The 14601-nt window shown below is 67.2% G+C and carries 10 protein-coding genes and 1 pseudogene; 4 read left to right on the forward strand and 7 right to left on the reverse strand.

Going from position 1 to position 14601, the window contains the following annotated elements; translation table 11 throughout:
- Nucleotides 1-588 (reverse strand): annotated as a pseudogene (locus tag HRUBRA_RS01190) (hypothetical protein); the annotation flags it as partial.
- A 77-nt stretch (nt 589-665) separates the two neighbouring features.
- Between HRUBRA_RS01190 and HRUBRA_RS01195 the strand changes: the two are divergent.
- Both HRUBRA_RS01195 and rapA read left to right on the forward strand, forming a co-directional pair.
- Complete coding sequence (locus HRUBRA_RS01195; RefSeq protein WP_035513976.1) at nt 666-1496, forward strand: TatD family hydrolase; 831 nt, start codon at nt 666-668, stop codon at nt 1494-1496.
- Nucleotides 1497-1503: 7 nt separating this feature from the next.
- Nucleotides 1504-4254, forward strand: a complete 2751-nt coding sequence (gene rapA, locus HRUBRA_RS01200) for an RNA polymerase-associated protein RapA (RefSeq protein ID WP_236629748.1) — start codon at nt 1504-1506, stop codon at nt 4252-4254.
- 15 nt (nt 4255-4269) lie between these two features.
- Here the strand turns inward: rapA and HRUBRA_RS01205 are convergent, their stop codons facing one another.
- Genes HRUBRA_RS01205 through HRUBRA_RS01230 form a run of 6 tightly spaced genes read right to left on the reverse strand, consistent with a single transcriptional unit; the run spans nt 4270 to nt 10548 of the window.
- The gene (locus HRUBRA_RS01205) at nt 4270-5037 is read right to left on the reverse strand and encodes an SDR family oxidoreductase (RefSeq protein ID WP_035513738.1); all 768 of its coding nucleotides are present in this window, start codon (nt 5035-5037) and stop codon (nt 4270-4272) included.
- 5 nt (nt 5038-5042) lie between these two features.
- Nucleotides 5043-6596, reverse strand: a complete 1554-nt coding sequence (locus HRUBRA_RS01210) for an acyl-CoA carboxylase subunit beta (RefSeq protein WP_035513739.1) — start codon at nt 6594-6596, stop codon at nt 5043-5045.
- A 13-nt stretch (nt 6597-6609) separates the two neighbouring features.
- A complete protein-coding gene (locus HRUBRA_RS01215) occupies nt 6610-7404 on the reverse strand; it encodes an enoyl-CoA hydratase/isomerase family protein (protein WP_035513742.1) in 795 nt (264 codons plus the stop codon).
- Between the two features lie 19 nt (nt 7405-7423).
- Nucleotides 7424-8557, reverse strand: a complete 1134-nt coding sequence (locus HRUBRA_RS01220; protein ID WP_035513743.1) for a CaiB/BaiF CoA transferase family protein — start codon at nt 8555-8557, stop codon at nt 7424-7426.
- Between the two features lie 24 nt (nt 8558-8581).
- Nucleotides 8582-9355: an SDR family NAD(P)-dependent oxidoreductase gene (locus HRUBRA_RS01225; protein ID WP_035513744.1), complete on the reverse strand. Its 774-nt coding sequence runs from the start codon at nt 9353-9355 to the stop codon at nt 8582-8584.
- A gap of 17 nt (nt 9356-9372) precedes the next feature.
- A complete protein-coding gene (locus tag HRUBRA_RS01230; protein WP_035513745.1) occupies nt 9373-10548 on the reverse strand; it encodes an acyl-CoA dehydrogenase family protein in 1176 nt (391 codons plus the stop codon).
- A 112-nt stretch (nt 10549-10660) separates the two neighbouring features.
- Here HRUBRA_RS01230 and HRUBRA_RS01235 point away from each other — a divergent pair, with 112 nt between their 5' ends.
- Together HRUBRA_RS01235 and HRUBRA_RS01240 are read left to right on the forward strand one after the other, a co-directional pair.
- Nucleotides 10661-11659, forward strand: a complete 999-nt coding sequence (locus tag HRUBRA_RS01235) for an AraC family transcriptional regulator (RefSeq protein ID WP_035513747.1) — start codon at nt 10661-10663, stop codon at nt 11657-11659.
- 76 nt (nt 11660-11735) lie between these two features.
- Complete coding sequence (locus HRUBRA_RS01240) at nt 11736-14591, forward strand: DUF748 domain-containing protein (protein ID WP_035513748.1); 2856 nt, start codon at nt 11736-11738, stop codon at nt 14589-14591.
- Nucleotides 14592-14601: the final 10 nt, after the last annotated feature.

Consider the following 14601-nt stretch of genomic DNA (forward strand, 5'->3'; position numbering starts at 1 on the left):
GAGGCCCCGGCGCAGCGCCTCCCGCTGCCAGCGCTGCCAGGCCAGCGCGGCGTCGAGGCGCAGGCCAGTCAGCGGCGGCTGCCCGTTGCCGTAGACGCGGTAAAACCAGGGATACTGCTCATCGAGAGCCGCGAAATCGCCGGCGGCACGGTAGGTGCCAAGGAGCGCGGCCAGCAGCGGCTTCTGTGCCTCGCCGTAAAGGCCATTGTTAACGCGCAGCACGTGCAGCGCCCGGCGGTACGCCGTGACAGCCTCGCCATAGCGACCGCGGGCGGCAAGGCCCCGACCGAGGGCTGCCAAAGGCTCCTCGAGGCCAGCGGCATAAGGCCCGCCTGTGGTCTCCAGGGCCGCCAGCTGTCCGCGCAAAGCCTCGAGTTCCGCCCTTGCCGGCGCCTCCTCTGCAGCCGGCGGGGGAGGCAGCAGCGACGGCGGCTGCCCTCCCTCGGCCCAGCTGGCGCCGACCCGGGCGAACGCTTCGCCATAAGGTTCAGCCGCCGCCAACGTGACGGCCGCCGGCATCAGGGCGGCCAGCAGCGTAAAGCACAGCGCCAGGGGAAGCCATCGGGGGGCATACGGGATCATCATCACTCGCTATAATGCGCAAAAACACAGCCTATCGAAAGACCGCGGGCAGCGTCCTGCCGATCGACGCGGAGACCATCACCATGAGCAAGAGACAGCGGCGCGCCATTCCCCGCTTCGTTACGCCGATCGTCGAGACTCATTGTCACCTCGACTACCTCGGCGAAGACGCCCTGGCCGAGACCCTCGCCGCGGCCGAAGAGGCCGGCATCGAACGGGTGGTCACCATTGCCGTAGCGCCCGACAACCTGGCCACAGTGCGCCGCCTCGCAGAGGCCGACCCCCGCGTCTGGTGCACCCAGGGTATCCACCCGCACGAAGCCGGCAATTACGACCACGTCGTAGAGGCCGCCATCCGCGAGGGTGCCGGTCACCCGCGGGTCGTAGCCATCGGCGAGATCGGTCTCGATTATTACTACGACCACGCTGACCGGGGCGCCCAGCGCGATGCCTTCGCCCGCCAGCTGACCCTGGCCGCGGAGCTGTCGCTGCCGGTAGTGATCCACAGCCGCGAGGCAGACGAGGACACGGAGACAATCCTCTCCGAATACCTGCCGGCACTTTCCCGCCGGGGAGTCATTCACAGCTTCACCTCGGGGCAGCGCCTCGCGGAGTTTGCCCTCGAGGCCGGCTTCTATCTCGGCTTCAATGGCATCACCACTTTTCGCAACGCAGACAACGTCCGCGCCATCGTCGAGCTGACGCCCGTGGAGCAGCTGCTGCTGGAAACCGATGCGCCCTACCTGACGCCGGTCCCCTACCGGGGCACGACGAACGCCCCCTGCTACCTGCCTTTTATTGCCGAGGCGCTTGCCGACCTCAAGGGGCTATCGGTGGAGGCGCTGCTGGCCATCACCCGGCGTTCGAGCTACAACCTTTTCTTCCCGGGCGATGTCCCGGCGCTCGCGGCCTGAGGTCGGCGTGGTGGAGTTTGCTCTCGGCCAGCGCTGGGTCAGTCATGCGGATGCACAGCTCGGGCTCGGCATCGTGGTTGCCAGCGAGGGGCCCCGGGTCACCCTGAGCTTTCCCGCCGTAGGCGAAGAGCGCACCTACGCCGCCGGGCGGGCACCGCTGACCCGGCTCCGCTTCAAGACCGGCGACCGACTGCGCACCGCCGACGGTCGCGAGCTCGACGTCACCGCCGTTACAGAGCGCGAGGGTCTGCTTTTCTACCGCACCGCGGACGCCGCCGGGGAGGCGCACGAGGTGCCGGAAATCGAGCTCGACGCCTTTGTGCAGCTCACCACGCCGCAGCAGCGGCTGCGCAACGGTCACTTCGACCGCCACGAGGCCTTTGCCCTCCGCGTTGCCACCTGTTTGCAGCTCGACCGACTGCAGCGGGACCCGGCCCGCGGGCTCCTGGGACCACGCACGCAGCTGCTGCCGCACCAGCTCTACATCGCGGCAAGCGTCGGGCGACGACACGCACCGCGGGTACTGCTGGCGGACGAGGTGGGCCTCGGGAAGACGATCGAGGCGGGCATGATTCTGCACCAGCAGCTGCTCACGGGCCGTGCCAGTCGCGTGCTGGTGCTGGTCCCGGAGCCGCTTCTGCACCAGTGGCTGGTAGAGATGCTGCGCCGCTTCAACCTGCACTTTGCCCTCTTCGACGCCGAGCGCCTGGCAGCCGGCGACGGGGAAAACCCCTTCGAGACTGAACAGCTGGTGCTCTGCGCAGGAGACCTGCTTTACGAGGATCCCGAGGCCCAGGCCGATGCGCTCGCCGCGCCCTGGGATATCGTCGTGGTGGACGAGGCACACCACCTCCACTGGCAGCCCGACGCTCCCGGGCAGGACTATCGCTTTGTCAGCGCCCTCGCGAGCGCAAGTCCCGGCCTCCTGCTGCTCACGGCCACGCCGGAGCAGCTCGGCGTGGAAAGCCACTTCGCCCGCCTTGCCCTTATTGATCCAGCGCGCTTCCACGACCTGGAGGTTTTCCGCGCCGAGGAGGCGGGCTATCGGCAGTGGAGCGAGCTGCTGGAGGCCATCGAGGCCGGCCGGCGCCCGGCGAGCCTGCCGCCGGGGCTCGACGAGGGAGCGAGCGACGCCGTGCTCATCGGGCGCATCCTCGACCGGCACGGCACAGGCCGGGTCCTCTACCGCAACACGCGGGCCAGCGTCGGCGGCTTTCCGGCGCGACAGCTACACGCAAGCGCCCTTCCCGCCGCCGGGCCGGCAGCAGAGCCCGGCGCCCTCTATCCGGAACGTCATGCCCGGGACGATGCCTGGCTCGCCGCGGAGCCCCGGGTCGCCTGGCTCCGCGACAAGCTCCGTGCACTGCGCCCACAGAAGGCGCTGGTGATCTGCAGCACCGCCCGCTGCGCTGAGCAGCTGGAGCATTACCTGCATCTGCGCGCCGGCATCCGCTGCGCGGCTTTTCACGAGGGGCTTTCAATTATCGAGCGGGACCGTGCGGCCGCCTGGTTCGCCGACGCCGAGAGCGGCGCCCAGGCCCTGGTCTGCTCGGAAATCGGCAGCGAGGGGCGCAACTTCCAGTTCGCGCAGCATCTGGTACTCTTCGACCTGCCCCGCAACCCGGACCTGCTGGAACAGCGCATTGGTCGCCTCGACCGCATCGGTCAGACCGGCGAGGTGCACATTCACGTACCCTACCTTGCAGGGACGGCACAGGAACGGCTCTTCCGCTGGCTTCATGAGGGCCTGGACATCTTCCGGCAGAACTGCCCCGCCGGCCGACCGGTGTTCGACGCCTTCCGGGAACAGCTTGAGGCCACCCTGGAGGGCACAGCCGATAGCGACCGGCTCATCGCCGAGACCCGCGAGGCCACTGCTGCCGCGAACCGACGCCTCGCCGAAGGGCGGGACCGGCTGCTGGAGCGCAATGCCTGCCGGCGGCCGGAGGCGGAGCGCATCATCGAGGCCATCCGAGACAGCGAGCGAAGCGGGGAGCTGCAGGCCTACTTCGAAACACTCTGTGACAACCTGAACGTGGAGCACGAGTACCACAGTGAAGGCTGTCTGGTGCTGCGCCCCGGGGAACACATGGATACGGCGCACTTCCCGGCGCTGCCCGAGGATGGACGCACGGTGACCTTCGACCGCGCCACGGCCCTCGCCCGGGAAGACATGGCCTTTCTGAGCTGGGAGCACCCCATGGTCACGGAGGCCATGGAGGCTATCCTGTCCACGGAGCTCGGCAACGCCGCTCTGGGTACCTTGAAGCTCCGCGGCGTAGCAACGGGCACGCTGCTTCTTGAGTGCCTGTACACCGTGAACGCGAGTGCACCGAAGAGCCTGCAGCTGCAGCGTTTCCTTTCCCTGTCACCGCAGCGTGTGCTCGTGGACAGCCGCGACCGGGACCTGTCCCAGGCCGTGTCTCACGAGCGCCTCAATCAGCTGGTGCGCAGGGTGGACCATGCCACCGCCGTGGGAATCATCCGCCAGCTTCAGGGAGCCGTCGATGAACGCCTGGCTGCGGCGGCGGGCCTTGCCGAGAAGCACCTGACAACGCTCCGTGAGGATGCGGCGCGGCGCGCAGAGAACTATCTCGGCGAGGAGATCACCCGGCTGGAATCGCTGCAGCGGGTGAACCCGCAGGTGCGGGACGACGAGATCGAGCACCTGCGCTGGCAGCGGGAGGAGAGCCTGGCCGCCATCGCCCGCGCCGACCTGCACCTGCAGGCCGTACGGCTCGTCGTGGTGACCGCCTGAGCGCAGCAGTGCCGGTCAGGCGCTAACCGCCTGGCCGCCGTCGAGCACCAGCACGTGGCCGGTAACAAAAGCCGAGGCACGGGCACAGAGGTAGATCGCCGTGCCGGCGGCGTCCTCCGGCTGCCCCAGCCGGCCCCGGGGAATCGCTTTTACCATCTCCGCTTCGTGCTCAAGCATGTGCGCGGTCATTTTGCTCGGGAAGAACCCCGGCGCAATGGCATTCACATTAATGTAGTCCCCGGCGAGGTCTGTTGCCATCTGCCGGGTCAGATGGTGTACCGCCGCTTTGCTGGCGGTATACGAGTAGTTCTGCAGCGGCGCATAGGTGAGGCCGTTTATGGAGCCGATATTCACCACCCGCGCCGGGTCCTCCGCAGTGCCTCCGGCGCACAGTGCAGGCAGAAGCTTCTGGGTGAGGAAGAACAGGGATTTGACGTTCAGATCCATGACCTTGTCCCAGCCGTTCTCGGGAAACTCGTCGATGGGCGCACCCCAGCTTGCACCGGCGTTGTTGAAGAGAATGTGCAGCGCCGGCTCACGCTCGCGCACAGCATCCGCAAAGGCCTGCACGCCCTCAACGCTGCCGAGGTTGGACGGCAGCGCAATGCACTCGCCGAAGGCGCCGAGTTCCTCTGCCGTGGCGAGGAGCTCCTCCTCACGCCTGGCCGTGATGTAGGTACGCACGCCGGCACCGACGAGGCCGCGAGCGATCATGGCGCCGATGCCGCGGGAACCGCCGGTCACCACGGCAACCTTGCCGGAAAGGTCAAAAAGCTTGTCCATGGGTCTTACCTTCTGCTGAGGGCGCCGACGGCGCCGATAAGTGCTTCGCGTATGGCGGCGCGGGTATCCGCAGGGTCAAGCACCGCGTCGATCTCCAGATGGGCAGCCGCCTCCGTGGCCTTGCCGACCTCGTAGAGCTTTGCCACCAGCTGCTCAAAGAGCGCGGCGCGGCTGGCATCGTCGGGCTCGGCGGCCAGCTCCTTGCTGTAACCGAGGCGCACCGCCCCCTCAAGACCCATGCCGCCGAACTCTCCCGTGGGCCAGGCCGCCGCATAGACCGGCTCGGCAAAGGAGCCGCCGACCATGGCCATGGCGCCAAGGCCGTAGCCCTTGCGCAGGAAGATCGCGATTACCGGTACCGTGAGCGCAGCACCGGCGGTGAACAGGCTGGCCATGCGGCGCACGGCGGCGTCGGCTTCACTGTCCGGGCCCACCATGAAACCGGGCGTGTCCGTGAGCGACAGGACCGGCAGGCCCAGGGCGTTGCAGGTGCCGAGGAAGCGTGCGGCCTTTTCCGCTGCCTCCGCATCCACCGCCCCCCCGAGCTGCTGACAGTCATTGGCGACAAGCGCCAGGGGGCGGCCCTCGATGCGCAGGAAGCCGGTGATCACGCTGCGGCCGTGAACCCGGCCGAGCTCAAAAAAGGAGCCGGTGTCGGCAAGGGTCTCGATGACCCGGCGCACCGGATAGCCCCAGCGCCGGTCCTCGGGCACCAGATCCCGGAGGGCTGCCTGGTCGGCGCAGTCCCAGTGCTCCAGATCCCCCTGAAAGTAACCGAGGAGCTGACGGGCAGCGGCCGTAGCGGCGGCCTCGTCCTCGACCACCAGGTCGACCACACCGTTACGCTCCTGCACCTCGATGGGGCCGATCTCCGTGGGATCGAAGCGCCCGAGGCCGCCGCCTTCGATCATCGCTGGGCCGGCCATGCCGATCCAGGAGCGGCGCGTGGCGATACGGAAATCTGCACAGCCGAAAAGTGCTGCGTTGCCGGCAAAGCAGTAGCCGTTGTTGACAGCGATCCGCGGCACTTTACCTGCCAGCCGCGCCCAGGCGGCGAAGGACGGCACGTTGAGGCCTGCGATCTGCGTCAGCACATCTGTATCGCCCGGCCGACCGCCGCCACCCTCGGTATACATGACCACCGGCAGCGCCAGGCGCTCCGCCAGCTCGCAGAGCCGGTCCAGCTTGCGGTGGTGAAAGAATCCCTGGGTACCGGCGAGCACCGAGTAGTCATTGACGATCACCGCCGTCCGTGTGGCCGCCTCGCCGAACCGGGCTCCGTTGATGCACGCGGTCCCGGTGATGATGCCGTCCCCGGCGGTACGGAGCTGGAGCTCCGCGTAGTCGCGGCGGCTGCGCTGGGCAGCTACCGCGAGCTGACCGTATTCCTGGAAACTGCCGTCATCAACAAGGTCTGCGAGGTTCTCCCGGGCCGTGCGGCACCCCTTGCCGTGGCGCTTGTCGCGGTCACCGGCCCGGGCCTCGTCACCGGTACGTGCCAGACGCTCACGGAGGGCGGCCAGTTCCGGTCGCAGCTCGCCGTTGCTGTCTTCGGCCACCGGACGCTCCCGGTCAGTGGCCGGACCAGTTGGCCTGGCGCTTCTCCAGAAAGGCCATCACGCCCTCCTTCGCATCAGCACTGTCGACACAGCTGTGCTGCAGCGACGCCTCGTGAGCGATCACCGTAGCCAGGTCCTGCTCCATGGCGAAGGCGAGGGATTTCTTGATGTACTCCAGAGCCAGCGGCGCCTTGCCGGCAAGCGCCTGAGCCCAGGCCACGGCGCTGTCCACGAGCACGTCATCGGCCACTACCCGATTGGTCAGGCCGAGTTCCATGCAGCGCGCCGCGGGCACCTTTTCTCCCGAGGTCATCAGGTCAAAAGCGCGCAGCGGCCCGAGGGTCCGCGCCAGGTGCCAGGTGGCGCCGCCGTCGGGCACAAGGCCGATGGCCACGAAGGCCTGGTAGAGGTAGGCGCTCTCGCCCATGATCGAGAGATCACAGGCCATGGCGAAGGCACTGCCGATGCCCGCCGCGGCGCCATTCACAGCGGCAATCCACGGCTTGCGGGACTGGGTAATCGCCAGTACCGCCGGTTTGTACTCATCGTTGAGCATGGCCTCGGTGGCATGGCCGCCGCCGTCATCCGGCGACAAACCCTCAGACAGGTCTGCGCCTGCGCAAAAAGCGCGGCCAGCACCGGTGAGCACCGCAACGCGGATCGCCGGGTCGGCATTCACCGCCTGCACCGCTGCGAGGAACTCCCGTCGCAACTCGCCGTTGAAACTGTTGAGACTGTCCGGACGGTCCAGCGTGACAACCGCCACGGGACCGTCACGGTCGATGCGAACGGTGTTGAAATCATTCATGGCGGTTCCCCCGGGCCGGTCAGGCGACGCTGCCGCCGGCCTTCAACTGCTGGATTTCCTGCTCGGCAAAGCCCATGGCGGTAAGAATACTGTCCGTATCCTCGCCGGCCCCACGGACGCCGTGGCGCACCGTCGATGGCGTGCGCGCAAAGCGCGGCGCCGGCGCCGGCTGTACGACGCCCTCGACGTCGATATAGGTCTCCCGGGCTACATTGGCCGGGTGCTCAGGGGCCTCGGTGAAGCGCAGCACCGGCGCAAAGCAGACATCCGTACCCTCCATGAGAGCGCACCACTCGTCGCGGGTCTTCGCGCGAAACACCGCGGCGAGCTTTTCGCGCAGCGCAGGCCACCTGGCCTGGTTGTTCTGGTCACCGAACTCCTCGGGGGAAAGGCCCGCCTTTTCCAGCAGCAGAGCATAGAACTGCGGCTCGATGGAGCCGATGGCCACATATTCACCGTCGGAACACTCATAGGTGCCGTAAAAATGCGCGCCGCCGTCGAGGAGGTTGGCTTCCCGCGCATCGGCATTCCAGGCGCCCATGGCCTGGAAGCTGTGGAACATCCACATGAGCTGCGCGGCGCCATCGACCATGGCCACGTCAATAGCCTGCCCCTGCCCCGAATTGCTGGCCTCCAGCAGCGCGGCCAGCACGCCCTGCACCAGCAGCATGCCGCCGCCGCCCATGTCGCCGATGAGGTTCAGGGGCGGTGTGGGCCGCCCCTCCCCCGGGCCCACCGCATAGAGGGCGCCAGTGAGAGAGATATAGTTAATGTCGTGGCCGGCAGCGCGCGCCAGCGGGCCCTCCTGGCCCCAGCCGGTCATGCGCGCGAAGACAAGCTTGGGGTTACGCGCCAGGCAGACCTCGGGTCCGATCCCCAGCTTCTCGCAGACCCCTGGGCGGAAAGGATCGATGAGCACATCGGCGTTCTCCACCATGCGCAGCAGCGTCTCCACGCCCGCGGAATCCTTGAGATTGATAACGATAGACTTCTTGCCGCGGCCGCTAACGCGCTCTGTGAGCTTCGGATCCGCGCCGCCGGCGCGGTCGACCCGGATCACCTCCGCGCCCATGTCGGCGAGCAACATACCGCCCATGGGCGCCGGACCGATGCCGGCGAGCTCGATGACCGTATAGCCGTTGAGGGGCCCCATGGTGCTCTCCTTACTTGCGCTGCGTCATTTGGGCTGCATCCGGATACCGCCATCAAGGCGGATACACTCGCCGTTAACGTAGTCGTTCTCGGCGATGAATACGGACAGATGTGCGATTTCTTCCGGCCTGCCGAGGCGGTGCGGGTAAAGGACGCTCGCTTCCAGGGACTTGTAGGCAGGCTCGGGCAGCGATTCAAAGAGCGGGGTATGGATGAGCCCGGGCACGATCGTGTTCACGCGAATGCCATAGGACGCCAGATCGCGGGCCATCGGCAGCGTCATGCCGACCACGCCGCCCTTCGAGGCGCTGTAGGCAAGCTGGCCCACCTGCCCCTCGTAGGCCGCGATGGACGCGGTGTTGATAATGACCCCCCGGCCGTCGTCGCCGAAAACCGGATCGTTCTTGGCCATCTGCTCGGCCGCGTAGCGGGACACGTTGAAGGTCCCCACGAGGTTGACATTGATCACACCCATGAACATGTCGAGGGGAAAGACCCCCTTCTTGCCCAGGGTCTTGCAGGCGCTGCCGATGCCCGCGTAATTGTTGCAGATATGCAGCGCGCCGAACTTCTCCACGACACCGGCCACAGCGGTGCTTACGGAATCCTCATCGGCGACGTTGACCTTCCAGAAGGCTACGGAGTCGGCGCCGAGGGCCTGGATCATCTCGTCCCCGGCCTGCTCGTTGAGGTCGAAGATGCCTACCTTCACGCCCTTGGCCACATAGGCCTCAACGGTAGCGCGGCCGAGGCCGGAGGCCCCGCCGGTGACAATGGCGACTTTCCCTGACAGATCCATGGTGCTTTCTCCGTGCTTCAGAAGTTACGGGTATTGAATGGCGTATAGTCGTCTGCCAGGCAGTCGCGACTGATGATGATCTTCATGACCTCCGAGCTGCCGGCGTAGATGGTAGCGATCCGCGCATCGGTATACTGACGGCTGATCGCGTATTCGTCCATATAGCCTGCGCCGCCGTGGAGCTGAACCCCGACGTCGGCGGCCTTCACCTGCAGCTCACTGGTGACCAGCTTTGCCTTGGCGGCGTCCACCGCCGTCAGCTGACCCGCGTTGAAGGCGGCGACGCACTGGTCGACATAACTCTGCGCGATATCCAGCTCCGTGCGAACCTCTGCCAGCTTGAATTGGGTGTTCTGAAAGGCCGCCAGGGGCTTGCCGAAAGCCTTGCGCTCGCGCACGTAATCGTAGGTCAGGTCCCAGGACAGCTGGGCCGACGCGAGGTAGCCGCAGGCGCCGATGAGTCGCTCCTCGGCCAGGCCCTCCATAAGGTAAATAAAGCCCTTGCCGGGCTCGCCGAGCACATTGGCCTTCGGAATCCGCACGTCATTGAAGAAAAGCTCAGCCGTGTCCTGGGCCTTCATCCCCATCTTCTTGAGGTTGCGGCCGCGCTCGAACCCCTCCATGCCCCGCTCAACGATGAACAGGGTCATGTGATGAGGGTTGTTGTCCGGATCCGTCTTGGCGGCGACGATCACCGCGTCGGCGTTGATGCCGTTGGAGATGTAGGTCTTGGAGCCGTTGAGCACCCAGTGGTCACCCGCTTCCCGGGCTGTAGAGCGCATACCGGCAAGGTCCGAGCCGGCATCGGGCTCGGTCATGGCGACGGCGAGGATGCACTCTCCGCTGACGCATTTCGGCAGGAAGCGTTCGCACTGCTCCTCGCTGCCGAAACGCGTGAAATAGGGCCCTACCAGCCGGCTGTGCAGCGTCGAATACCAGTCGCCGACGCGGGCGTAGGCCGCTTCCTCGATGATGACCTGCTCGAAGCGAAAGTCCTCATCGCCCATGCCGCCGTATTTTTCCTCCGGCCAGACCATGAGAAAACCCTGCTCGCCGGCGCGCCGGAAGGCCTCCCGGTCGACGATGCCCGCCTCACGCCAGCGCTCCATATGTGGCACAATCTCGCTGGTGAGAAACTTGCGATAAGCATCGCGGAACATGGTTTGTTCTTCGGTGAAGTTGCGTGGCAACATCGCGAATCTCCGTGGTGGGCGATTGGGGCGAGGGCCAGTATGTGCAGCGCCACCGAGGGCGGCAATGACCGCCACGGACAAATTTATTGACCCAAACTGACAGGACGCGCCCTTGCGCAAGCAATCGATCTCGGTGCACTTCGCCCGCGCCGTGCTGCGCCACACGGTGCGCCTCGGCGTCGACCCGCTGCCCCTCCTGCGCCACCACCGCATTACTCCCCGGCTCCTGCGCGAACCCCACGCCCGCATCGCTATCGAGCGCTTCGCGGACCTGCAGGTCGCCACCATGCAGGCCCTGGGCGATGAAGCCCTGGGCTACGGCCAGCGCCCCATACCCCTCGGCAGCTGGGACATGATGTGCCATGCGGTCATCGGCAGCGCGACCCTCGGCCAGGCCCTCGCGCGCCTGTGTCGATTCTACGCCCTCTTCGGCCATGACCCGGCGTCCGCCTTCGAGGTCAGCGGCGATCAGGCTGCCGTGCGCCTCCGGGAGCAGGGCACGACAGCAGTGGACCCGTACCTCAAGGAATTGTTCCTGTTCAACGTGCACCGCTTCGGCAGCTGGCTGGTGCAGGAGCACCTGCCCCTGTACCGGACCCGCCTCGACTACCCCCCGGCGGCGCAGCCCGACGACTATCGCCGCATGTTCCTTGCCAGCCCCGTGGACTTCGAGGCGGGCCGCTGTGCCCTGGAGTTTCCCGCGGGCCTCATGGACCGGCCGGTGGTCCAGAACGAGGCGACACTGAGGCGCTTCCTGCGGCACCCGGTGCTGATCATGCTGACCCAGCAGTATCCCCGGGCGACCTGGACGGCGCAGGTGCGCGACCTGGTGCGCCAGAACCTCCTCGCCATGCCCGAGCTCGGCGAGGTAGCGGCGGCACTGGAGGTCCACCCGCAGACGCTGCGCCGTCGCCTGGCCCGGGAAGGCACCACCTTCAAGGATATCAAGAACCAGCTGCGTCGCGACGTGGCTCTGCACTATCTCGGGCGCCGGGGCCTGTCCATCGAGGAGATCGCTCACCGCGCCGGCTTCTCCGAGTCCAGCGCCTTCATCCGCGCCTTCAAGGGCTGGACCGGGGTCACACCCTACGCCTACCGGAAAGGCCTGTAGCGGTCGCGGTGGCTTGCCAAGGCGCGGGGAGGCCTGCAAGCTGCTACCGGTTGCTCTCTGAGACCGCGATACCACCATGCCTGGAAAGATTCTGCGCCTGCTGCTCAAGGCTTACCTGGTCTACCTTGCCCTCGCCCTGCTCGTCCTGCTGCCGGTGCTCAACCTGGCCGCACCGCGGCTGTCGGCGCAGTACCTGGATCGCCGCCTGGACAGCGAACTGATCCTCTTCAACCCCTTCACCCTCGCCCTGGAAGTGCGCGGCGCCCGGCTTGCCGAGCCGGACGGCAGGTCCTTTGCCGCCGTCGAGCGGCTGGAGGTGGACTTCAGCGCCTGGCTCAGCCTCGTCCGGCCCGGCATGGTGCTGGACGACGTTGCCGTAGAGGGACTGACGCTGACCCTGCGCCGCTATGAGTCCGGCCGCTTCAACATATCCGACCTCCTCGCCGGTGACCCGGCCGCCGACGAGGCCAGCGCCGGGGACGGCTCGCTGCCTGCGTTCACTGTGCGCACCATCCTGTTCGACACCCGGGAGCTGCGCTATGAGGACCACACTCGCAGCCCTCGCTACGACACGTTTCTGCAGGACCTCGCCTTCACGGTCACGGGGCTGTCCACGGTCCTTGAGGAGGGCAGCCCCTACGAGCTGCTGGTGGTCACGCAGCACAACGGCACCCTCCGCTGGCACGGCGAGTTTTCCCTGCCCCGGGCCCAGAGCCGTGGTGAGCTGGAGATCACGGATCTCGACCTGAGGCCCTTCCATCGCTACCTCGCCGAAGACCTCCCCTTCACCCTGGACAGCGGGCTCCTGGCATTGAGCGGGCGCTACACCGCTACCTGGGCCGACGACGGCGCGGTGACCGTTAGCGATGGCGCCCTGCAGTTGCATGCCGTCGCCCTGCAGCCGAAAGATTTACAGGCCCTTCCTGACACGGCGCTGGCCTTTGACCGCTTCGAGCTTGATGGCATTGCCGTGGACAGTGGCCGGCAGCACGTGAGCGCCGCAGCGGCGACACTCCGGGGACTGAGCGTTGCAGGCTACCTCGAAGACGAGCGCATAAGCCTGCAGGAAATGCTCATCCCCTCGGCTGCCGGCGACAACCGGGCTGCTGACTCAGGGACTGCAGCCGTCCCAGACAACAACAGCGAGGTGGAAGCATCGGAACTCTGGCAGCTGCGACTCGGCCGCTTCAGCCTCCCCGATGGGCGCATCCGGTGGCGGACCCCCTACACGACGCCGGCAACGCTCACCGTCGATCCGCTGCACGTCGAGCTGAGCGAGCTCACCTACCCGCCGGAAGGCGACAGCGCTGTGTCTGTGGCGCTCACCCTCAACGATGAGGCGACGCTCTCGGCGGCAGGTACCGTCGACGCAGGCGCCGGCGGCGGTGCCCTGGACCTGGAGCTGGCAGCCCTTCCCGTCACCCTCGCCAATCCGCTGCTGGGCTCCGTTCTCAATGCCGCTATCGAGGGCGGACGCCTCGAGGCAAGCGGCGAACTCGTACTCGCAGCTTTTGCCCCGGAAACCATCAGCGGCGCTATGCGCCTCACCGACTTCGATCTGCTCATCGCAGGTGCCCAGCAGAGCGCCCTGGGCTGGGACAGCCTGGCGGTGCCGGACATCACCGTCGCAGTCCCGGCGCAACGGCTGGAGACCGGCGTCATCAGCCTCAACGGCTACCGCACGCAGCTGCGCATCGGTGAGGACGGGCGTCTCAATGTGCAGACCGCGCTGGTGGAGGAACAAGGAGGCGAAGGGAGCAACGACGATAGCGCGGAAAGCGAAGCGGCCGAACCGTGGCAGCTGGCCTTCGGCGGCCTCGCGGTGCGCAGCAGTAGCGTCGATTTCGAGGACAGGTCCCTGCCGCTGGACTTCCGGACCCTGGTGGAAGGCCTCGAGGGCAAGGTCGGTGCTCTGGGTACCGAGTCGCCGGCCCCCGTTCCGGTCAGCCTCACCGGCGCTGTGGACGGCTATGCGCCTGTGCGCATCGAGGGCCAGGTAGCGCCCTTTGCGGCCGAGCCCGATGTCGATATCGGCGTCAGTTTTCAGGGTATCGATATTGCCCGCCTCACCCCCTACGCGGGGACCTACGCCGGCTATACCATCGACTCAGGCACCCTCAGCCTGGACCTGCGCTACCGCCTCGCCGGCGACCGGTTGCAGGGTGAGAACCGGGCGGTGATCTCGCAGATGCAGCTCGGCGAGCCCTTCGACAGCGACCGCGCCATGGATCTGCCGCTGAAGCTCGCCATCGCACTTCTCAAGGATTCCCGCGGCGTCATCGATCTCGACGTCCCCGTGGAAGGCGATGTCAACGACCCCTCCTTCCGCCTCGGCAAGGTCATCGGCCGGGCCATTGCCAACGTTATCGTCAATATCGCCACCGCGCCCTTCAAGCTGCTTGCAGGACTCGCCGGGAGCAGCGACGATCTGCAGGGCCTGGCTTTCGCCCCGGGGAGTGACGCCCTGGACGCGCCGGCGGCGGGCAAGCTCGATGCCCTTGCCAACGCCCTGGGCAAGCGCCCGGAGCTCAAGCTGCTGGCCCGGGGCGTAAGCGATGACGAGGATGCCCGGGTCCTGCGCGAACAGGCCCTGGATGCGGCCCTGCTCGGCGACGGCCTGGCTCCGGCGAGCCTGGCGGCCCGCGACGCTGCCTGGGCGGAAGCGGTCGCTGCGCGCTATGCACCCGCGCATGGCGATGCGGATGCGGATACCGATGCCGAGCCGCCAGCACCGGCAGCACAGTACGACGCTTTGGCAGCTGCCATGACGCTACCGCCCCGGGCTCTCGAAACGCTGGCGACGGAGCGCGCCACCCAGGTCAAGCGCTATCTGGTGACGAGCCGCGGGATCGCCGCCGAACGCGTCGCCATCAGCGGCGGCGCCGGCGATAGCGCCGTAGACCGCGGCGTCACCCTCGACGTCGACGCCTGAGGCGGACTGC

The sequence above is a fragment of the Pseudohaliea rubra DSM 19751 genome (assembly GCF_000764025.1).
Taxonomy (GTDB): Bacteria; Pseudomonadota; Gammaproteobacteria; order Pseudomonadales; family Halieaceae; genus Pseudohaliea; species Pseudohaliea rubra.